At 41.2% G+C, this 20,694-nt stretch carries 19 protein-coding genes; 3 read left to right on the top strand and 16 right to left on the bottom strand.

Features of this window, described 5'->3' with window-relative positions:
• Nucleotides 1-10: 10 nt before the first annotated feature.
• From psaA to ACWPVF_RS06595, 3 genes are all read left to right on the top strand, one after another.
• Nucleotides 11-940, top strand: a complete 930-nt coding sequence (gene psaA, locus ACWPVF_RS06585) for a metal ABC transporter substrate-binding lipoprotein/adhesin PsaA (protein WP_454385288.1) — start codon at nucleotides 11-13, stop codon at nucleotides 938-940.
• Between the two features lie 118 nt (nucleotides 941-1,058).
• Nucleotides 1,059-1,553 (top strand): thiol peroxidase, encoded by a 495-nt coding sequence (gene tpx / locus ACWPVF_RS06590; RefSeq protein WP_373114755.1) that lies wholly within the window; start codon nucleotides 1,059-1,061, stop codon nucleotides 1,551-1,553.
• 81 nt (nucleotides 1,554-1,634) lie between these two features.
• Nucleotides 1,635-2,285: a metal-dependent transcriptional regulator gene (locus tag ACWPVF_RS06595; protein ID WP_454385290.1), complete on the top strand. Its 651-nt coding sequence runs from the start codon at nucleotides 1,635-1,637 to the stop codon at nucleotides 2,283-2,285.
• A 41-nt stretch (nucleotides 2,286-2,326) separates the two neighbouring features.
• Here ACWPVF_RS06595 and dtd read toward each other — a convergent pair whose 3' ends face one another.
• The 16 genes from dtd to ACWPVF_RS06675 all read right to left on the bottom strand — a co-directional run bounded on the left by dtd (nucleotide 2,327) and on the right by ACWPVF_RS06675 (nucleotide 20,693).
• Nucleotides 2,327-2,770 carry a D-aminoacyl-tRNA deacylase gene (gene dtd / locus ACWPVF_RS06600; protein WP_454385292.1) on the bottom strand — a complete coding sequence of 148 codons (444 nt, stop codon included), beginning with the start codon at nucleotides 2,768-2,770 and terminating at the stop codon, nucleotides 2,327-2,329.
• Nucleotides 2,771-2,799: 29 nt separating this feature from the next.
• Nucleotides 2,800-5,016: a RelA/SpoT family protein gene (locus tag ACWPVF_RS06605; RefSeq protein WP_454385294.1), complete on the bottom strand. Its 2,217-nt coding sequence runs from the start codon at nucleotides 5,014-5,016 to the stop codon at nucleotides 2,800-2,802.
• A gap of 141 nt (nucleotides 5,017-5,157) precedes the next feature.
• Nucleotides 5,158-6,288 carry an ABC transporter ATP-binding protein gene (locus ACWPVF_RS06610; protein ID WP_454385296.1) on the bottom strand — a complete coding sequence of 377 codons (1,131 nt, stop codon included), beginning with the start codon at nucleotides 6,286-6,288 and terminating at the stop codon, nucleotides 5,158-5,160.
• Between the two features lie 112 nt (nucleotides 6,289-6,400).
• Nucleotides 6,401-7,270, bottom strand: coding sequence for a helix-turn-helix domain-containing protein (locus ACWPVF_RS06615; protein ID WP_454385298.1), 870 nt, complete (start codon nucleotides 7,268-7,270; stop codon nucleotides 6,401-6,403).
• A 2-nt stretch (nucleotides 7,271-7,272) separates the two neighbouring features.
• Nucleotides 7,273-7,659, bottom strand: coding sequence for a Mini-ribonuclease 3 (locus tag ACWPVF_RS06620; RefSeq protein WP_454385300.1), 387 nt, complete (start codon nucleotides 7,657-7,659; stop codon nucleotides 7,273-7,275).
• Nucleotides 7,652-8,995: a cysteine--tRNA ligase gene (gene cysS, locus ACWPVF_RS06625; RefSeq protein ID WP_414307606.1), complete on the bottom strand. Its 1,344-nt coding sequence runs from the start codon at nucleotides 8,993-8,995 to the stop codon at nucleotides 7,652-7,654. The genes ACWPVF_RS06620 and cysS overlap by 8 nt, the downstream gene beginning before the upstream one ends.
• A gap of 32 nt (nucleotides 8,996-9,027) precedes the next feature.
• Nucleotides 9,028-9,645 (bottom strand): serine O-acetyltransferase, encoded by a 618-nt coding sequence (gene cysE, locus ACWPVF_RS06630; RefSeq protein WP_454385302.1) that lies wholly within the window; start codon nucleotides 9,643-9,645, stop codon nucleotides 9,028-9,030.
• A 14-nt stretch (nucleotides 9,646-9,659) separates the two neighbouring features.
• On the bottom strand, nucleotides 9,660-11,882 hold the full coding sequence (pnp, locus tag ACWPVF_RS06635; protein ID WP_454385304.1) for a polyribonucleotide nucleotidyltransferase: 2,223 nt from the start codon (nucleotides 11,880-11,882) through the stop codon (nucleotides 9,660-9,662).
• A gap of 340 nt (nucleotides 11,883-12,222) precedes the next feature.
• Nucleotides 12,223-13,083 carry a methylenetetrahydrofolate reductase [NAD(P)H] gene (metF, locus tag ACWPVF_RS06640; protein WP_006149790.1) on the bottom strand — a complete coding sequence of 287 codons (861 nt, stop codon included), beginning with the start codon at nucleotides 13,081-13,083 and terminating at the stop codon, nucleotides 12,223-12,225.
• A gap of 62 nt (nucleotides 13,084-13,145) precedes the next feature.
• The gene (gene metE, locus ACWPVF_RS06645; protein WP_454385306.1) at nucleotides 13,146-15,395 is read right to left on the bottom strand and encodes a 5-methyltetrahydropteroyltriglutamate--homocysteine S-methyltransferase; all 2,250 of its coding nucleotides are present in this window, start codon (nucleotides 15,393-15,395) and stop codon (nucleotides 13,146-13,148) included.
• Nucleotides 15,396-15,638: 243 nt separating this feature from the next.
• Complete coding sequence (locus ACWPVF_RS06650) at nucleotides 15,639-16,001, bottom strand: TIGR02328 family protein (protein WP_454385308.1); 363 nt, start codon at nucleotides 15,999-16,001, stop codon at nucleotides 15,639-15,641.
• Nucleotides 15,985-16,389 carry a YbgA family protein gene (locus tag ACWPVF_RS06655; RefSeq protein ID WP_454385310.1) on the bottom strand — a complete coding sequence of 135 codons (405 nt, stop codon included), beginning with the start codon at nucleotides 16,387-16,389 and terminating at the stop codon, nucleotides 15,985-15,987. Before ACWPVF_RS06655 ends, ACWPVF_RS06650 begins: the two co-directional genes overlap by 17 nt.
• An 80-nt stretch (nucleotides 16,390-16,469) precedes the next feature.
• A complete protein-coding gene (locus ACWPVF_RS06660) occupies nucleotides 16,470-18,071 on the bottom strand; it encodes a type I restriction-modification system subunit M (protein ID WP_454385312.1) in 1,602 nt (533 codons plus the stop codon).
• Nucleotides 18,072-18,100: 29 nt separating this feature from the next.
• Nucleotides 18,101-18,922, bottom strand: a complete 822-nt coding sequence (locus tag ACWPVF_RS06665) for a hypothetical protein (protein ID WP_454385314.1) — start codon at nucleotides 18,920-18,922, stop codon at nucleotides 18,101-18,103.
• A 1-nt stretch (nucleotide 18,923) separates the two neighbouring features.
• Entirely contained in the window at nucleotides 18,924-19,463 is a 540-nt protein-coding gene (locus tag ACWPVF_RS06670; RefSeq protein WP_454385316.1) for a hypothetical protein, read from the bottom strand.
• Nucleotides 19,464-19,472: 9 nt separating this feature from the next.
• The gene (locus ACWPVF_RS06675; protein WP_454385318.1) at nucleotides 19,473-20,693 is read right to left on the bottom strand and encodes a restriction endonuclease subunit S; all 1,221 of its coding nucleotides are present in this window, start codon (nucleotides 20,691-20,693) and stop codon (nucleotides 19,473-19,475) included.
• Nucleotide 20,694 lies beyond the last annotated feature (1 nt).

Genomic DNA, 20,694 nt, shown 5'->3' on the forward strand with positions numbered 1-20,694 from the left:
GGAGGATCTAATGAAAAAATTAGGTACATTACTCGTTCTCTTTCTTTCCATCATTGCTCTTGTAGCATGTGCTAGTGGAAAAAAAGATGCAGCTTCTGGTCAAAAACTAAAAGTTGTTGCCACAAACTCAATCATCGCTGATATTACTAAAAATATTGCTGGTGACAAGATTGATCTTCACAGTATCGTTCCTGTTGGTCAAGACCCACACGAATACGAACCACTACCTGAAGACGTCAAGAAAACTTCTCAAGCTGATTTGATTTTCTATAACGGTATCAACCTTGAAACAGGTGGAAATGCTTGGTTTACAAAATTGGTAGAAAATGCCAAGAAAACTGAAAACAAAGACTACTTTGCAGTCAGCGAAGGCGTTGATGTTATCTACCTTGAAGGTCAAAACGAAAAAGGCAAAGAAGACCCACACGCTTGGCTCAACCTTGAAAATGGGATCATCTTTGCTAAAAACATCGCAAAACAATTGAGCGCTAAAGACCCTAGCAACAAAGAATTTTACGAAAAAAATCTCAAAGAATATACTGATAAGCTAGACAAACTTGACAAGGAAGCTAAAGCTAAATTCGACAATATTCCTGCTGAGAAAAAACTCATCGTAACCAGTGAAGGATGCTTCAAATACTTCTCTAAAGCCTACGGTGTCCCAAGTGCCTATATTTGGGAAATCAATACTGAAGAAGAAGGAACTCCTGACCAAATCAAGACCTTGGTTGAAAAACTTCGCCAAATGAAAGTCCCATCACTATTTGTTGAGTCCAGTGTCGATGATCGTCCAATGAAGACTGTTTCACAAGACACAAACATCCCAATCCACGCACAAATCTTTACTGACTCTATCGCAGAACAAGGTAAAGAAGGCGACAGCTACTACAACATGATGAAATACAACCTTGACAAGATTGCTGAAGGATTGGCAAAATAAACATTTAAAAAACGTCGTTCTCACGGAATTGGCGTTTTTTTGATTCAAATTCCGGTCAAATTATTGGGAAAATCTGACGTTTCAATGTAAAATGAAAGAAAAAAGATTGGAGTAGCTTATGACTACATTCCTTGGAAATCCTGTGACTTTTACAGGAAAACAACTACAAGTAGGAGACAAGGCTCTTGACTTCTCTCTAACAACAACTGACCTTTCTAAAAAATCACTGGCTGACTTTGAAGGCAAGAAAAAAATCTTGAGTGTTATCCCTTCTATCGATACAGGTATCTGCTCACTTCAGACTCGTCGCTTTAATGAAGAACTGGCTAGCTTGGACAATACTGTAGTCCTAACAGTATCAATGGACCTTCCATTTGCTCAAAAACGCTGGTGTGGTGCTGAAGGAATTGAAAATGCCATCATGCTCTCAGACTACTTCGACCACTCCTTTGGACGCGATTATGCCCTCTTAATCAATGAATGGCATCTGCTTGCTCGAGCCGTTTTTGTTCTCGATACCGACAACACCATCCGCTATGTTGAATACGTAGACAATATCAATAGCGAACCAGACTTTGAAGCCGCTATTGCAGCTGCAAAAGAACTCAACTAAGTCAAGCTCTTGTAGCAAGAAGCTAGAGAAATCTAGCTTTTTTTGGTATACTAGATGGAGATAATAAACAAGGAAATGCGAATGACCCCAAATAAAGAAGACTATTTAAAATGTATTTATGAGATTGGCATGGATGTTCCTAAGATTACCAATAAGGAAATTGCTGCTCGAATGCAGGTATCTCCTCCAGCTGTAACCGAAATGATCAAGCGCATGCAGTCTGAAAATCTCATCCTAAAAGACAAGAAAAAAGGATACTTATTGACTGATATTGGTTTAAAACTTGTATCTGAGCTCTATCGTAAACACCGTTTGATTGAGGTTTTTCTGGTCCACCATCTAGACTATACCAGCGACCAAATTCATGAGGAAGCTGAAGTATTAGAACATACCGTTTCAGACTTTTTTGTGGAAAGATTAGAAAGTATGCTCGGTTTCCCAAAAACTTGCCCTCACGGTGGTACCATTCCTGCTAAAGGAGAGCTTTTGGTTGAAATCAACAACCTACCACTATCAGAAACCAAAGAAGCTGGAACCTATCTCCTGACTCGCGTTCACGATAGCTTTGACCTCCTCAAATATCTTGAAAAACATGCTATCAATATTGGAGACAAACTCCAAGTTCAACAGTTTGATGACTTTTCTAACACCTTTACTTTGATTCACAAGAATGAAGAACTCTTGGTAAGTCTAGAAATCGCCAAACAGCTCTATGTTGAAAAACTGAACTAAATACGTCACAAAAAAACCAAGCATACAAGCTTGGTTTTTTCTTATCTATTTTTAGTATCTAGGATAATGGTTACTGGGCCATCATTGACTAATCCCACCTGCATATCTGCTCCAAAAACTCCCGTCTCAACAGGAACTTCCTTAGCTAGTTCTCGATTAAAATCTTGATAGAAGGCCTCAGCCATATCCGGCTTGGCTGCGCCTGTAAAGGCTGGACGATTGCCTTTTTTGGTATCAGCAAGGAGAGTAAACTGTGAGATGGAAAGAATTTGGCCTTGAATATCCTTAACCGATAAGTTCATCTTGCCTTCAGCATCTGAGAAAATTCGCATATTGACAAGCTTTCTAACTGCATAATCCAAATCTTCTTTTTGATCCTCAGGTCCAACACCTACTAAGAGCAAGAGCCCTTGTTTGATTTGACCATGAATCTGCCCATCAATAGAAACCTGAGCTTCCTTGACACGCTGAACGATAATTCTCATAGAAATCCTTTCTGACAATCTCAACCAATTTAGCCATTTGTTCGTTTAACTGAATAGACTTCTGGTACACTCTTAATTTTATCAACTACTGTAGTCAGTGTTGAAAGGTTTGAAATTCCAAAGGAAACATGGATATTAGCAAATTTCATATCCTTGGTTGGTTGGGCATTAACTGACGAGATATTCTTAGTTGTATTGGATAGGACTTGCAAGATATCATTCAATAGACCAGAACGGTTGAGTCCATAGATATCAATATGAGCCATATATTCCTTACTTGAGAATTGGTCTTCCCATTCAACATCTAGCAAACGTTGCTCATAGTTTTCCTGTGAACGAAGGTTCATACAGTCCACACGGTGGATGGCAACTCCGCGACCCTTGGTAATATAACCAACGATATCATCACCAGGAACAGGGTTACAACATTTAGCAATCCGGACCAAGAGCCCAGAAGCACCTTGGATGACAACTCCACCCTCATGCTTCACCTTAAGCGTATCCTTGTTCTCTACTTTTACTTCGCCACCCTTGACCAGTTCTTCTGCTTCTGCCTTAGCCTTGGCACGCTCTTCTTCACGACGTTCTTTTTCCGTCAATCGGTTAAAGACGGTAATGGCTCCGATTTCTCCAAAACCAATGGCTGCAAAAAGGGCTTCCTCTGTCTTGTAGCTGGTTTTTTGAAGGACTTCATCCATGTGGCGCTTGTCCATGAATTTATTAGCCACATAGCCATTTTCTTGGAGCTGACTAATCAGCATTTCACGGCCTTTATTGATGGACAATTCTTTATCTTGGTTTTTAAAGAACTGACGAATTTTGTTACGGGCCTTGCTGGTCTTAACCATATTGAGCCAGTCACGACTTGGTCCAAATGAATTTAGATTGGTGATGATTTCAACCTGGTCACCCGTTTTTAACTTAGTCGTCAATGGAACCATACGGCCATTAACCTTGGCACCTGTTGCTTTTTCCCCAATCTTTGTATGAATTTCATAGGCAAAGTCAATCGGTCCAGAATCCTTTGGAAGAGAACGAACCGCCCCATCTGGAGTAAAGACATAAATCTCTTCTGCCAGATAGTTTTCCTTGACAGTATCTACAAATTCCTTGGCATCATCCGCCTGGTCTTGGAGTTCCATCATCTCCTTGATCCAGTTCATCCCGATAGCAGATTCCTTGCTATTAACTTGGCCTTTCATTCCTTTTTTGTAGGCCCAGTGAGCCGCAACCCCGTACTCAGCAACCTCGTGCATTTCTTTGGTACGGATCTGGAACTCGATTGGACCTTTTGGTCCATAAACAGTCGTATGGATAGACTGGTAACCATTGGCCTTACGATTGGCAATATAATCCTTGAAACGGCCTGGCATTGGTTTCCAAAGTTCATGAACGTAACCCAACATGGCGTAAACATCACTCTGAGTGTCTAAAATACAGCGAATGGCAATCAGGTCATAGATTTCCTCAAAGCGTTTTTTCTTGTCCTGCATCTTGCGATAGATAGAGTAGATATGCTTTGGACGACCATAGATTTTTCCTGTAAGATGGCGCTCAGACGAATATTCCTCAAGTTTTGTCACAACTTCATCGACCAAGGCTTCACGTTCTTGACGTTTCTCCTTCATCATATGAGTTATCTTGTAAAACTCTGTCGGATTGAGGTAACGGAAGGAAAGATCCTCTAGTTCCCACTTAACACTTGAAATCCCCAGACGGTGAGCAAGTGGTGCGTAGATTTCCATGGTTTCTCTGGAAATACGCTCCTGCTTGTCCTTACGAAGATGCGTGAGGGTACGCATATTGTGCAGGCGGTCAGAGAGTTTTACCAAGATAACGCGGATATCCTCTGACATAGCCATGAGCATCTTGCGGTGATTCTCAGCCAACTGCTCTTCTATAGACTTGTATTCGACCTTACCAAGCTTGGTAACACCGTCTACAATCACTCGAACATCATGACCAAATTCGCGCTCTAAGTCATCCAAAGTAGCATCTGTGTCTTCTACCACGTCATGCAAAAAACCACAGGCAACAGTGACAGCATCTAGCTTAAGTTTAGCCAAAATACCTGCTACCTGAATAGGATGGATGATGTAAGGCTCGCCTGATTTACGATACTGCCCACTATGGCATTCTACAGCATAAACCAAAGCCTTATGGACAAAAGCCACATCTTCTTTCGATAAATATTTTTGCGTTAAAGCGACGACTTCATCGCCTGAATAAATTACTTCTTTTGGCATGCATACTCTCCAGTTCTTCCTACCATTTTAACACTTTTTTGTTGATATGAAAACTAGAAAAGCCTATTCCGTAAGACTTTGCTGAACTCTAAAAAACACTACTAGAGAAAGTCTAGTAGTGTTGATTGATTAAAATCTATCTTAGTAAACTGTTTTTTCAGTTTCTACGTCGAAGAAGTGAGCTTTGTTCAAGTCAAATCCAAGTTCAACCGTTGCACCAGCTTGCAAGTAGTCACGTGCATCAACCTTAGCAACGAATTCATCTTTACCAACTTGGCAGTATAGGTGAGATTCTGAACCAAGCAATTCTGATACAGAGATAGTTGCTTTCACAACTGATTCTGGGAATGTTTCAAGGAAAGCAGGTTCTGCATTCACGTCTTCTGGACGGATACCGAAGATCAATTCTTTACCTTCGTAACCTTTTTCACGAAGAACTTTCAAAGCACCTTCTGGAACTTTCAAAGTAAATCCATCAGCAACAATGCGGTCACCGTTCAATTTAACGTTGATGAAGTTCATAGCTGGGCTTCCGATAAATCCTGCTACGAATTTGTTAACTGGGTTTTTGTAAACTTCTTGAGGAGTACCGATTTGTTCAACACGTCCGATAGTACCTGTACCAGCAGGGTTTTTAGTTGCTGACATGATAACGATACGGTCTGCAAGTGTCATCGCTTCTGTTTGGTCGTGAGTTACGTAGATAGTTGTAGCTCCGATACGACGGTGAATTTTAGCGATTTCAGCACGCATTGATACACGAAGTTTCGCATCCAAGTTTGACAAAGGTTCGTCCATCAAGAATACTTTTGCATCACGGACAATGGCACGTCCCATGGCAACACGTTGACGTTGACCACCTGAAAGGTCAGCTGGTTTACGATCCAAGAACTCTTTCAAGCCAAGAATTTCAGCTGCTTCTTGTACACGTTTGTCGATATCATCTTTGCTGTATTTACGCAATTTCAAACCGAAAGCCATGTTATCGTATACAGTCATGTGTGGGTAAAGAGCGTAGTTTTGGAATACCATGGCAATGTCACGGTCTTTTGGAGCTACGTCGTTGACAACCACGCCATCGATAGATGCAGTACCTTCTGTGATGTCTTCAAGACCTGCAATCATACGGAGAGTAGTTGATTTACCACATCCTGAAGGTCCTACGAAAACGATAAATTCTTTGTCTTTGATGTCCAAGTTGAAGTCTTCAACTGAGTAGTGTTCGCTGTTTGGATATTTTTTGTAAATATTTTTAAGATTTAATTCTACCATTTCGGTGAACTCCTTTTAATTTTGATAGTTTTATTATAAATGAAAACGCTTTACATTTCTATGGCAAGGTGACCAAAAAAATAAAAAAGTTCTGTGCAACTTGCACAAAACTTTAAATAATATCTGGTAAAATCAACTGATAACACAAGGTCAAATCAGTCAATTCTTTCAACTGAAGGCCTGTCAATTCTTCCCATTTATCAATCTTATATTGGAGAGAATTGCGGTGCAAATAGAGTTGCTGAGCTGTCTTCGTAAGGACTGCACTATTTTCCCATAGCGAGAGAATGATTTCCTGAATCTGATCCTGATCCAAAATCATCTGATGAAGATATTCTTTGATAAGACCTAAATCCACCATTCTTTCACCGATACTCCAAAGATAAAGTTGCGAAAAAGTGTGGAAACCTTGATGGCCTTGACGCCACCAGTTTTTAAACAAGTCACGTTCTGCTTTGATCAAGTCTGGCAACGCCTGATGGCCAATTTGTGACCATACCTGACCAAGCATGATGGACAGACGCACCCCAAAGTCGTATTCTACGGCTTCCAAGGTATCCATCAAGATTGAGCGAACCGAGGTATACTTGTCCTGTTGGAGAACAAAAAGGTAATCCTGAGCTGCAACCTGAAGAACTGTTTCGCAATTAGGAAAGAGGGTTTTCATCATATCAAACCAAGAACTAAGGTTTTCCTGTTGGTAATAAGAAAGGTGACAATAAACAATCTGTAGCTTTTTAAAGCTCTGCGGTGCTTGTCCCTTGCCCTCAATCAAATAGCTATACCAGGGATTGAGAGAGATCGTTTGTTCCTGCTGGCTTAAGAGAGCCACCAACTGTTTCTCACGTTCACTAAGTCCAGCTTCCTCTAGTAAAACCCACTGTTGAGAAGAGAAAGGAAGCGTCAACCAACCTTCTTTATCGACTGGTTGGTCTACAATCTGAGCTTGTGGAAACCAATCTAGTAATTCTTTTGCAATCATTCCTAGCCCTCCACTTTTTGGATGCACCAAGAAATCAAGGTTTCTAGGCGTTCCACATTTTCAGTCATATGAAGATAGCCCATGACCGCTTCAAAACCCGTAGACATACGATAGGTCACCACATCCGCATTTTTTGCCTTAGTGTGACTATTTGTATTGCGACCCCGTTTGTAGATTTCTTCCTCTTTTTCCGTTAGGACTTCTTCTTCCAACATGAGAGAAATCAAATGCGCCTGAGCCCTAGCTGATACATACTTAGTGGCCTCTTGATGGAGTTTATTGGGCTTGGTCATTCCTTTAAGAATGAGATGACGGCGAATATACATAGAATAAACTGCATCTCCTTCAAAGGCTAGCGCAATCCCGTTAATGAGATTGACATCAATCACGTGTCCACCTCACTCCATCCTTAGTATCAAGTAGTTTAATCCCTTGAGCAGCTAGTTGGTCACGGATTTGGTCAGCTGTCGCAAAGTCACGATTGGCACGCGCTTCTTGACGTTTTTGAATCAAGGCTTCAATCTCTTCATCCAAAACTTCCTCGACAAAGACCACTCCAAAGACTTCTAACATGGCTGCAAGAGTTTCCTTAACACTTGCATCATAGTTGCCTGAGTTGATCCATTTAGCCATCTCAAAAACAACTGTGATTCCATTAGCTGTATTGAAATCCTCATCCATAGCAGCTACAAACTTATCTTTAAAAGTCTGTAACTCTTGAGCATCTACAGTTCCAGTAAATGGTTGCTCATAGGTGTTCTTTAGATACTTGAGATTAGTCTCGGCATCGCGCACTGCTTTTTCTGTAAAGTTGATAGGCTTACGGTAGTGCTGAGTGGCAAAGAAGAAACGAAGCACTTGACCATCAATAGTTTCAAGGGCATCGTGTACTGTAATGAAGTTCCCCAAAGACTTAGACATCTTGACATTGTCAATGTTGACAAAGCCATTGTGCATCCAGTAGTTGGCGAAGGTCTTACCTGTTTTGGCTTCTGACTGAGCAATTTCGTTGGTGTGGTGTGGAAACTCAAGGTCAGCACCACCACCGTGAATATCGATGGTATCTCCTAAAATCTCAGTTGACATGACTGAACACTCGATGTGCCAGCCTGGGCGACCTGGTCCCCATGGGCTATCCCAAGAAATCTCACCTGGTTTAGCAGCTTTCCAAAGGGCAAAGTCGACTGGATTTTCCTTGCGAGCCGTTTCCTCATCTGTGCGGCCTGAAGCTCCTAGCTCCAAGTCTTCCAAGGTTTTATTAGCCAATTTAGCATAGTTGTGGAATTTTTCTACACGGAAATAGACATCGCCTTGGCTCTCGTAGGCATAGCCTTTTTCGATCAAGTCAGCGACAAACCGGATGATATCATCCATAAACTCGACCACACGAGGGTGGCGGGTTGCAGGTTTCACGCCAAGAGCCGTTACATCCTCACGAAAGGCAGCGATATACTTATCCGCTACTTCCTGAGGTGTGATACCTTCTTCCTTGGCACGATTGATAATCTTGTCATCCACATCCGTAAAGTTGGAAATGTAGGCAACTTCGTAACCACGATATTCAAAATAGCGACGAATAGTATCAAAAGCCACTGTTGAACGGGCATTCCCTACGTGGATATAGTTGTAAACTGTCGGCCCACAGACATACATCTTGACCTTGCCGTCCTCGATTGGGACAAATTCTCGCAAATCACGAGACATGGTGTCATAGATTTTAATCACTCACTGACTCCTTTCTGTGTCTTACAATAAGCTTACAAACCAGACGACCTGTGACTGGCTTCTCTCGCTTGCTCGAGTTTATTGACGTAGTATTCTCGTTTTTCTTCGACTTCATTGATGGTTGGTTCATCCTTTTGCCCATGCACTCTGACAATCTTGGCTGGAATACCGACAACCGTCACATCACTAGGAACATCTGCCACGACTACTGCAGCAGCACCGACTTTAGCATTTTCACCGATTTCTACAGGTCCAATAACTTGGGCATGAGCTGATATGAGCGCCCCTTTGCGAACAGTCGGATGGCGTTTACCAACATCCTTACCTGTACCACCGAGAGTGACACCATGGTAGAGAAGGACACCCTTCTCAACAATTGCCGTCTCCCCAATAACCAGACCCGCCCCGTGGTCAATAAAGACACCAGAGTCAATCTGAGCTCCTGGGTGGATCTCAATCTGAGTCCAAAAACGCCAAAACTGGCTATGCATACGAGCTAAAAGCTTAAAGCCATGTTTCCAGAGAAAATGAGAGAGACGGTGGGCAGCCAAGGCTTTGACACCAGGATAGGTCAAAAGGACCTCCAAAGTGGTGCGAGCCGCTGGATCATTTTCTTTTACGATATCAATGGTTTCACGCCACCATCCCATACATTTCTCCTTTCTTATTCTGAGTCTTTTGGTGTTTCTGTAGTTTCTTTCTTAGGTTTGTGGTCCTTGTGGTGGTGACGAGGACGATCGCCATGACGATGACCTTTATCCCCTTTTTCTTCTGAACGTTCAGGTTTTGGCGGACGTGGCAAGAGTGCCTTCATAGAAGCATCTACACGACCTTTTTCATCGATCTTAATAACCTTCACATCTACAAAATCACCAATTTGAACTAAATCTTCTACATTATTAGTACGAGTCCAAGCCATTTCAGAGATGTGAACGAGGGCATCAGTCTTGTCAAAGAGGTTGACAAAGGCACCGAATTTCTCGATACGCACCACTTTGGCATGGTAGACTTCGTCCACTTTTGCTTCACGAACCAAACCAGCAATGATTTCTTTAGCACGGTTGATGGCATCTTGGTCGCTAGAGTAGATAGATACGTTACCTTCTTCGTCGATATCAATCTTAACGCCTGTTTCAGCGATAATCTTATCGATGGTTTCTCCACCCTTACCGATGACAATCTTAATCTTGTCCACATCAATCTTGATAGTATCAATTTTCGGAGCAGTTGGAGCCAATTCTGGACGAACTTCTGGAATCGTTGCTTCAATCACGTCAAGGATTTCAAAACGAGCTTTCTTGGCTTGGGCAAGAGCTTCAGTCAAGATTTCTGCAGTGATTCCTTGGATCTTGATATCCATTTGAAGGGCTGTAATCCCGTCACGAGTACCTGCAACCTTGAAGTCCATGTCTCCAAAGTGGTCTTCCAAACCTTGGATATCTGTCAATACTGTGTAGTTGTTTCCATCTGAGATGAGACCCATGGCAATACCTGCTACTGGAGCCTTGATTGGCACACCACCAGCCATAAGGGCAAGTGTTCCCGCACAGATAGATGCTTGGGATGAAGAACCGTTTGATTCCAAGACCTCAGCTACCAAACGAATCGCATATGGGAATTCTTCTAAGCTTGGCAATACTTGAGCAAGTGCACGCTCACCAAGAGCACCGTGACCAATTTCACGACGACCAGGTGCACCGTAACGTCCAGTTTCCCCAACAGAGTATTGTGGGAAGTTATAGTGGTGCATAAAGCGTTTCTTGTACTCTGGATCCAAGCCATCGATGATTTGGGTTTCACCCATTGGTGCCAAAGTCAAGATAGAAAGAGCTTGAGTTTGTCCACGAGTGAAGAGACCTGAACCGTGTACACGAGGAAGGTAGTCCACTTGTGCATCCAAAGGACGGATTTCATCGACCTTACGGCCGTCAGGACGAACCTTGTCTTCTGTGATCAAACGGCGCACTTCTGCGTGTTCCATTTGTTCCAAGATTTCAGCCACATCACGCATGATACGGTCAAATTCTTCGTGGTCTGCATATTTTTCTTCGTAAACTGCTGTGACTTGATCTTTCACTGTTTGAGTTGCGGCTTCACGCGCCAATTTTTCTTCAACTTGAACCGCTTTTTGAAGATCGCTGTTGTAGGCTGCGATGATTTCAGCTTGCAAGTCAGCATCCACATGAAGCAATTCTACTTCTGCTTTTTCTTTACCGACTGCCGCAACGATTTCTTCTTGGAAGGCAATCAATTCTTTAACAGCTTCGTGTCCTTTGAGAAGAGCTTCCAACATGATTTCTTCTGACAATTCTTTGGCACCAGACTCTACCATGTTGATAGCATGCTTAGTACCAGCTACTGTCAATTCAAGAAGCGATTGCTCTGCTTGTTCTTGAGTTGGGTTGATGACGATTTCTCCATCAACATAGCCTACTTGAACCCCAGCGATTGGTCCATCAAATGGAATATCTGAGATAGATAATGCTAATGATGAACCAAACATGGCTGCCATAGGTGCAGATGCATTTTCATCGTAAGAAAGAACCGTGTTGATGACTTGCACTTCGTTACGGAAACCTTCCGCAAACATTGGACGGATTGGACGGTCAATCAAACGCGCTGTCAAGGTCGCATCTGTTGAAGGACGTCCTTCACGTTTCATAAAGCCACCAGGAAATTTCCCAGCCGCATACATTTTTTCTTCGTAGTTGACTTGAAGTGGGAAGAAATCCCCAGTTGCCATCTTCTTAGACATAACGGCAGCAGTCAAGACAGTTGACTCACCATAACGCACGACAACAGAGCCATTTGCTTGCTTAGCAACCTGACCAGTCTCTACGATCAACTCACGACCCGCAAGAGTCGTTTGAAACACTTGTTTTGTCATTGTAATCCCCTTTGGATTGATAAAATTATACGCCTTGCCTACAAAAATCAAGATACTAAGCCGTTAAGCAACTCAAAGGAAAATAGGAAATCGAACGACGGAGCGAATGCTCCTAGGTAGATTTATCTTTTTCCACAGAGTTGCAGGCGTGTTCAATTACTCATGATATTTTGGACATTTAGAGTTTCGTTTTCGCAACCTTTATAACCTAAATACCCTCATCTTTGTATCAAGTACGTACAGAGTCTATTTTATCATATTTTTCTTAAAAAGTACGGTCTTTTCTATCAAAAAGGAACCATTCCTCTATGAAAAGAAGAATGGTTTGCTTTTGTTTATTTTAAGATTGGTGATTGAACAAGGCATGAGTTGCTTGGTGGATGTACTGAGCAGTGTCTGCATTGTTCATGGTGTAGAGATGTACCCCTGCTACATCTTGCGTTACCAAGTCTACGATTTGGTCCACAGCATAGGCAAGTCCTGCTGCTCTGAGTGACTCAGGGTCATTCTCATACTTGTCCAAGATAGCCTTAAACTTACGTGGGAGATGGATGTTCTCACAAGTCTTCAAGAGACGAAGCGCTTGGTTACGATTCAGGATTGGCATAATTCCAGCATGGATAGGAACATCAATCCCTGCCAAGGTACATTTATCTTGGAAATCGTAAAAACGCTCATTGTCAAAGAAAAGCTGAGTGACAAGGCTTGAACAGCCTGCATCTACTTTTTTCTTAAGATTTTGAATGTCTGAGATTTGGTTTGGCGAATCAGGATGCCCTTCTGGATAACAAGCTCCAATAATCTCAAAGTGTGGCGCCTGTTCCTTGATAAACTCAATCAAGTCTGTGGCGTAACGAAAATCTTTTTGTGGCTCCACATCAGGAATGATATCTCCACGAAGAGCCAAGATTTTCTGAACCCCAACCTTATCCAAATCTGCAATAGTCTCAGCTACCTTATCCTTAGTCAAATAGATAGCTGGCAAGTGAGCAATGGTCGGAATCTCCAAGTCATTTTGGATATAGTCAGCCAAACGAACCGTCGTCTCTTTGATATTAAATTTATTATTGCTGGCAGTCACACTGATGAAGTGGGGAGCCAAGCCCTGCATGTCTTTCAGAGCTGCAATAATTTTGTCATTGCCTACTGCTGGGTTTGGAGGGAAAACTTCAAATGAGAGTGACGGTGTTTGACGCGACATATGTAATAACCTTTTTCTAGTTGATTTCTTACTGATCAACCGTGTATGGAGAACTGCTTTTCTTACAATTTCTCACGCGCAGCTTTGGCAGCTTCTACAAGGCGGATCAAGCTTTCTTTCGTTTCTGGAATACCACGTGTTTTCAAACCACAGTCAGGGTTGATCCAAACTTTTCTGCTTGGTACTTTCGCAAGGATTGCTTCGATTGTGTGGTCGATTTCGCCTTCGTTAGGCACACGAGGTGAGTGGATATCGTAAACCCCAGGTCCAACTTCTGTCTGGAAGTTTTGAGCTTTGAGTTCATCCAAGATTTCAAGGTTTGAACGGCTAGCTTCAAATGAGATAACATCCGCATCCATGTTGTCGATAGCTTTGATGATATCTGTGAATTCTGAGTAACACATGTGAGTGTGAATTTGAGTATCTGGCGCTACTGTTGAATGTACCAAGCGGAAGGCTGGAATAGCCCAGTCAAGGTAGTCTTCGTACCAGTCACTACGACGGAGTGGCAATTTCTCACGAAGAGCAGCCTCGTCGATTTGGATGATCTTCACGCCTGCAGCTTCAAGGTCAAGAACTTCATCCTTGATAGCAAGAGCAATTTGAAGAGTAGAATCCTTGATAGAGATGTCTTCACGTGGGAATGACCAGTTAAGGATTGTAACAGGTCCAGTCAACATACCTTTAACAGGTTTGTCCGTACGGCTTTGTGCGTAGCTAGACCATTTCACAGTGATAGGGTTGAGACGAGTGACATCGCCCCAGATGATTGGTGGTTTAACCCCACGCATACCGTATGATTGTACCCAACCATTCTTAGAGAAGAGGTAACCTGACAAGTTTTGACCGAAGTACTCAACCATGTCATTACGCTCGAATTCACCGTGTACAAGCACGTCAAATCCAACTTCTTCTTGCCATTTAATCCATTCGTCGATTTGCTCTGCTAAGAACTTGTCATAGTCTTCTGCTGACAACTCACCCTTACGGAAGGCCAAACGTTTCGCACGAACTTCCTTAGTTTGAGGGAATGAACCGATGGTTGTTGTTGGAAGAGCTGGAAGTTTGAATGCTTCTTCTTGGATAGCTTCACGTTCTGCAAAGGCTGGCAAACGAGTGTAGTCTGCGTCAGTCAATCCAGCGATACGTGCACGAAGTTCAGCATTTTCACCAACACGTTCAGTTGCAAAGAGTTCTTTGTTAGCTGCAAGAGCTTCTGCACCTTGACCGTTGCGGATAGCATCCAAGTCACGGATCTCATCCAATTTTTCTACTGCAAATGCAAAGTGGTTCAAGATAGCTGGTTCAAATTCTTCATTAGCAGTTGTAAATGGTACATGAAGAAGTGAGCATGAGCTAGTCAAAACGATGTTTTCAGCTGGGATTTGCTCAAGAATCGCCAAGCTCTTTTCGTAGTTGTTGCGCCAGATGTTTTTACCATTGACAATACCTGCATAGAGAGTCTTGTCAGCTGGGAAGCCACCTTTAACGAGTTCAAGAGTTTTCTTACCTTCAACGAAATCAAGACCGATTGCATCTACTGGCAATTTCACAAGGTCAGCATAAACGTCACGGACATCACCGAAGTAAGTTTGAAGCAAGACTTCAAGACCTTTTTTATCAGCCAAGAGTTTGTTGTAGATGTTCAAGAAGAGGGCTTTTTCTTCTTCTGTCAAGTCTTTGACAAGAGCAGCTTCGTCGAGTTGGATACGAGTTGCACCAAGTTCCGCCAATTTCGCAAAAACATCTTGGTAAGCAGCTACTAAGCTATCTACGAAGTCTTCTGCTTTCACACCTTCTTCAAAGTCTGACAATTGAAGGAACGTGAATGGACCTACAAGGACAGGACGAGTATTGAGACCAAGTTCTTTAGCTTCTTGGAACTCATCAAAGATCTTGTGACCAGCCAATTTTACTTGAGTGTCTTTTTCAAATTTAGGAACGATGTAGTGGTAGTTAGTGTTGAACCATTTCTTCATCGGAAGGGCACGAACATCCCCTTTTTCTCCTTGGTAACCACGTCCCAAAGCAAAGTAGCGTTCAAGATCAGACAATTCTAAGTTTTGTACTGATGCAGGAACTACGTTGAAAAGGAAAGCAGCGTCTAGGAAGTTGTCATAGTGAGAAAAGTCATTTGATGGGATTTCAGTGATGCCTTTTTCTTTGACGATGTTCCAGTGTTTTGCACGCAATTCTTTCGCAGCAGCTAAGAGTTCTTCTTCTGAGATTTCTTTTCTAAAGTATTTTTCAGTTGTAAATTTTAATTCGCGGAATTCACCCAAACGAGGGAAACCGATAATTGTAGTTGACATGTTTTGTCCTCCAAAAATTGTTGTTGAAACTATCTTAACAGAAAAGAAATCATCTGTATAATTGTAAAAAATTAGGCTTTGATATAGTTTGAAACTATATCGTTATTTGAAGTACAAAAAAAGATTTGGAGAAGATTCCCCAAATCCTTTGATAGATAACGGTTAAGAGTATTTCAAGATAGTCATGTCCATAGTCAATCTTAAGTAAACCAAGAGATGACTATTGCTTGTTATTATAAAAGACTATAGCTCTATCCCCTTGTCACGGAGATTAGCCAGACACTCCTCATAGTAGGAATTGTCATGCTCACTATAGATAGGACTTTTCAGCTTTTCTTCTGCTAAGTCTTGATAAGGAGGGCAGGTCTTGCCTCGGTAGTTCTTGTCCAACCACTCTGGACTGACATTGTAGCCACGGTCAGCCATCTCCTCCATGATCAAGCGATGATAGGCATAGAGACGATAAGGAGAGTGGGTAAAGACATAGTCAACCGTCGCATGCTTTCTGCCCCAGCCATTGCCACGCAGGGCGCAACACTCTCGATGTTGCCCCAAGAGCTGCGGACGGGGAAGTTGTGGGATCAAAGCTTCATGCCAAAGTCTCATGGGAGTCTCCTTTCAGCAAGGTCGAATCTTGCAGATAAGCATTTGGGTAGCGGTCAAGCAAGTCTCGAGTCCTAGCAATCAAGTCTTGCTTGGAAGCTTGGCCAAAGCGATAGCGATCCAGTAGAAGCATATAGTCTTTTCGCTCATCAAGGCTAGCTTGCTTTTTAAAATAGCCCCAAATATGCTGAAAAGCATTGCAAACCTGACCCCTGTGTTCTGGAATCTGGCAGGCACGGTCAATCATCTCTTGAACCTGACTCAGCTCCACCACTTCTTGCTTGAGATACTGGCGAATGTCCTTGTAAATATTGCTGGAATGGCTTAAAACAAGGTATTTATTTTCCGCCCAGAGTTGCTGACAAAGGGCACGTTGGTTGTTATTTTCCATATTTCTCCTAACTTTCTACTAGTTCCCAGGAAATACGGAAACAAAGTTATATCTATAAAATGAGCGAATTAATTACCCCATCACCCTTTAAAGTTTTTCAAAAACTCTTTGAGTTCAGCATCAGCTTCTGGTGTGGTACCGTGGAGTTGGTTGAGCATTCCAAGTAATGATGCTGTTTGGGTTTGGATTGCTTCATTTGTCTTGTTAATCTTGCTGACGATGTCTGTCAGTGGCTCTACTTCTTCTTCCTCAAAGGTGTCTACATAGCGAGGGATATTGAGGTTGTAGTCATTTTCGACGATTTCTTCATAGCTTGCTAGATGAGCAAACTTATCCATCTCCTCACGAGACTTGTAGGCTTCCAGAATCTTCTCGATATGAGCATCCGTCATGATATTTTGATTTTTCCCTTTATCAAATTCCTTAGAAGCATCGATAAAGTAAACATCGCGATTGGTACGGTTCTTTTTGAGAATGATAACCGTAGTCGGAATACTGGTATTAAAGAAGATATTGGCCGGTAGACCGATAACTGTATCAATAGCCCCTTCTTCTAACAAGGCCTTACGAATGGTTCCCTCCGCATTGCCACGGAAAAGAACACCATGGGGAAGGACGATAGCCATGACTCCATTATCCTGCTTGAGGTGGTAATATCCATGTAGGAGGAAGGCAAAGTCAGCCTTAGACTGGGGCGCCAGTTTCCCAAAAGGAGAGAAACGAGGATCATTCAGGAAGCCAGAGCTTGCAGACCACTTGGCAGAGTATGGTGGGTTCATGAGAACACCGTCAAAGTTGGTCGGCTCTTGAGTCGGCCAGTCTTCATCTAAAGTATCGGCATTGTGGAGAAATTGATTCTCAACAGGAACGCCATGTAGGATCATGTTCATCCGAGCTAGGTTATAGGTCGAAGTATTGAGTTCCTGACCAAAGTAGACTACTGTCTGCGGTTTATGAGAGTATTTCTTGGCATTGAGCAAGAGAGAGCCTGACCCCATAGTCGCATCATAGATGGTAAAACCTTCCTGGTCTTCACGACCTAAAAAGGCAATCTGAGTCATGAGCTTGGCAACAGGCTGAGGTGTATAAAACTCACCAGCCTTCTTACCCGAGTCAGTCGCAAACTGACCGATCAGATACTCATAGGCATCCCCCAGCATATCACCCGCATGACCAGCTACATCCAGCACAGCCAACTCCTTCATGACTGCTGCTACCGTTTGGTTTTGCTTTTGCGGAGTTGCCCCTAGCTTTTTAGAGTAGAGGTCGATATCTTCAAAGAGATTTTCATAGAGGTCGTCACTCTGCTCGATATCACGAAAACCTTGAGCCAAGTCTTCCAACTGGAAAGTCCCCTCATTGACACGCGCTACCAAAGCCGTAAAGGTCAAGTCTGGCTTGATGATATAGTTGAGCTCATCATTCATAACAGAGACCAGATCCTCGTGGGTATCCGCATCCTCGTAGTAGTTTCGATAGACCTCAAGGGCATCCTCAAGACTATCTGTCCCCTCTTCCATAGTCTCAGCCACGAAAAAGAGCATCTTGTCTGACAAATACTTATAAAAGACCATGCCCAAAAGATAGGACTTGTAGTCGTTGGCATCCATCTTAGAGCGGAGAACATCCGCTGAGTTCCACAGGGCTTGGTAGAGCGACTGGGAAGTTTGTGTTGTTTCCATAGTGTTTCTTTCTAATTTACTTTCTTAGATTAATTTAATTTTTTTGCATGGTTAGCTTCCATTTTATGATGAGTTATTGGATTTGTATATAACCGTCCAAGTGCTAATTTTAGTAAACATGTTAATTTTCTATTACTATCAATTATAAAATTTTGATTATTATCCAACTCAAACTCTTGACTAGGATACTGACTGTATGTTCTCAACAAAGTACTTTTAACAGCTGTATCATCCAAATCTATCTCATAATCTTTTAAAACTGCCAACATCTTTAAGTTATTAGTCTTAATTTTAAAATCTGAAACAAAACTCACTAGATTAAATTCTTTAAACTCATCAACTTCTGCTTGACTAGCTATACGATAGTAATCATCAATCCCCTTAAATAAGCTACGAATCGTTCTAAAATTTTTGAAATACAATTTATCATTTCCATCAAAGTAAGCATCGTTCTCAGATTTTAATTCTATACCATTTTCAATAATTGTTCTCTCAGCTTTTCTACGTCTCAATTTCAAGATTGATTTATCAACTAGTCTCTTTGATTGTGTGATTTTTTGAAAAACCAACCCATCGTTATCAACTTTACGAAAGATCAAGTCAATTTTCGAGAACTCTACTTCATTTACATCATTTAGACCCGCAGTATTTAAAAATTTATCTTCATATTCTTTAATCATCGACATATGCTCATCATCAATTTTAATATAAAACCATTCGCCAGTTTCTAATCTTAGTTCCGGATTAAACTCTATACTATTTTCAGAATCAATCTCCGGAGCAACTAGTTCAGAAATATCATCCGTGTTATCTAATTTTCTATATATTTGACCTACTTTTACTAAAAACATACTATTCCTTCTCCAAAAAAGTAAAATTATTTATTCTAACTAGTCCTTTTATAGACCCAGTTTCTTTAACATCTTTTTTCTTGCTATAAATAATAAAGACATTGCCGTATTTATCAGTGACTCTGTAATAACGATATGAGAGCAACCATATCAAATTAAAATAATACGATCTCTCCATAAGAATCCACCATATTAGAAAAATGAGGACTATTACTACAATCTGATATAAGAAAGTTAATTCACCTAACCCCAGCATAATTACAAAAAGGCCTAAGTAAGTTGGAATGATTTCATTTTCTACCGGCTGTATACTTTCAACTTGAGCAGTATCATTCGCTTCTTTAAATCTTATCAAATACTGTAAGACTCCAAAAGAAAAAGAAAGCATCAGGAAAGTCAACACTCCTATTTTTAAAAAACTACATACATAAGTATCATGTGAGGGAAAAATGTCTATAGTAAATAGATACAAGACTAAACCTGGCGAAAAAGAACAAATTGATAAACAAAATGACAAACATAATCTTTTAAATTTTTTCATAACAAAATTCTATAAAAACATATCCTGCAAGAGTTTCTTTTTGAGTGTTTCTAGCTGAGAAATTTTTTCTTGGTGAGAGTTGATGAGGTTATCGAGGTTAGAGAAATAGGAGCCGATGGCTTGTTGCTCTTTAAAGTTTGGAAATACGAATTTTAAACTAGAAAAATCTTTAAAACTGATACTTTTCCCATCTCGAATTCCATAAGTGACTGTTTCTAGTCGTTTTATAAAATCTCTTGAAGTTAATATTGAATTCCAAAAATCTGGTAAATGATTTTCTTTATCAATAAAATCTATAATTGTATATGCAGGTGAAGTTATTCCTTCTAATTTAGATAAAGCAAAACCTCCCTGAAAAGAACGTAAATGAATTACGAACTGACCTGGTTTGACGACCTTATAATTATTGAGAGTAGCTTCATCATACTTAATATCAATACCTATTTCATCTCTCAAAACCATACCATCAATTTGAGAAGCAGACAGCACAGGTAATAATGCTCTATTTTTCTCAGATACTGACTTAAAAATCTCATCTGCACGTTTTATTTTCCACTCACCCTCAAATCCATCCAAACGAATCTCAGGAACGGTCTGTCCAACCTTGGGAAACATTTTGGAGAGCATGGTCGCCTTAAGAGATTGGTAGTTTGCAAGATTGTCCTTGTAGCTAGCCAGAAGGTCGTCGAGGGTGCGGAAGAGGGAGCCGATGGCGGATTGTTCGTCCAATGTAGGGAAATCCATCCTAAAGTTTTTCATCTCTGAAGCTAAAATATGCTTAATAGTATTACCTGTAGAAATTAAATCAAGTTCTTTCCTCTTACCGTTAGATTGAAATTGATAATTTAAAAAATGCGGATTTACTTCTTTTTTATAATCAGTAAAAACTATCAGAGCATGAGCAGCAGTATTATTTAATTCTTCTGGAATAACAGCTGTGTGACCTACATGACCAGATTGTACCATTACAATATCATTTGTTTTCAACCACTTATCTCTTTGTTTTTCATAAAATTCATCATTTATGAAAATCTGAGAATGATAATTAATTTTGCCATTTTTGACATTATTTGATTCTAGATAAAAATTTCCATTCTCAACATAATAAGGAGTTGCAGTTCCGACAAAAGCATTTCTTATCGTACCGAAAATATTTATTAATTTTTCTCCATCCCAGTCATCTTCATATTTTTGAAACCTGATTTGTGGAGCACTACTTTGTTTTTTCAAT

Source organism: Streptococcus sp. Marseille-Q7087 (assembly GCF_965111935.1).

What these genes read in the sequence shown, in the direction of transcription:
- psaA (WP_454385288.1), top strand. Translation starts at nt 11, where the DNA reads ATGAAAAAATTAGGTACATTACTCGTTCTCTTTCTTTCCATCATTGCT.
- tpx (WP_373114755.1), top strand. Translation starts at nt 1,059, where the DNA reads ATGACTACATTCCTTGGAAATCCTGTGACTTTTACAGGAAAACAACTA.
- ACWPVF_RS06595 (WP_454385290.1), top strand. Translation starts at nt 1,635, where the DNA reads ATGACCCCAAATAAAGAAGACTATTTAAAATGTATTTATGAGATTGGC.
- dtd (WP_454385292.1), bottom strand. Translation starts at nt 2,770, where the DNA reads ATGAGAATTATCGTTCAGCGTGTCAAGGAAGCTCAGGTTTCTATTGAT.
- ACWPVF_RS06605 (WP_454385294.1), bottom strand. Translation starts at nt 5,016, where the DNA reads ATGCCAAAAGAAGTAATTTATTCAGGCGATGAAGTCGTCGCTTTAACG.
- ACWPVF_RS06610 (WP_454385296.1), bottom strand. Translation starts at nt 6,288, where the DNA reads ATGGTAGAATTAAATCTTAAAAATATTTACAAAAAATATCCAAACAGC.
- ACWPVF_RS06615 (WP_454385298.1), bottom strand. Translation starts at nt 7,270, where the DNA reads ATGATTGCAAAAGAATTACTAGATTGGTTTCCACAAGCTCAGATTGTA.
- cysE (WP_454385302.1), bottom strand. Translation starts at nt 9,645, where the DNA reads ATGGGATGGTGGCGTGAAACCATTGATATCGTAAAAGAAAATGATCCA.
- pnp (WP_454385304.1), bottom strand. Translation starts at nt 11,882, where the DNA reads ATGACAAAACAAGTGTTTCAAACGACTCTTGCGGGTCGTGAGTTGATC.
- metF (WP_006149790.1), bottom strand. Translation starts at nt 13,083, where the DNA reads ATGTCGCGTCAAACACCGTCACTCTCATTTGAAGTTTTCCCTCCAAAC.
- metE (WP_454385306.1), bottom strand. Translation starts at nt 15,395, where the DNA reads ATGTCAACTACAATTATCGGTTTCCCTCGTTTGGGTGAATTCCGCGAA.
- ACWPVF_RS06650 (WP_454385308.1), bottom strand. Translation starts at nt 16,001, where the DNA reads ATGAGACTTTGGCATGAAGCTTTGATCCCACAACTTCCCCGTCCGCAG.
- ACWPVF_RS06655 (WP_454385310.1), bottom strand. Translation starts at nt 16,389, where the DNA reads ATGGAAAATAACAACCAACGTGCCCTTTGTCAGCAACTCTGGGCGGAA.
- ACWPVF_RS06660 (WP_454385312.1), bottom strand. Translation starts at nt 18,071, where the DNA reads ATGGAAACAACACAAACTTCCCAGTCGCTCTACCAAGCCCTGTGGAAC.
- ACWPVF_RS06665 (WP_454385314.1), bottom strand. Translation starts at nt 18,922, where the DNA reads ATGTTTTTAGTAAAAGTAGGTCAAATATATAGAAAATTAGATAACACG.
- ACWPVF_RS06670 (WP_454385316.1), bottom strand. Translation starts at nt 19,463, where the DNA reads ATGAAAAAATTTAAAAGATTATGTTTGTCATTTTGTTTATCAATTTGT.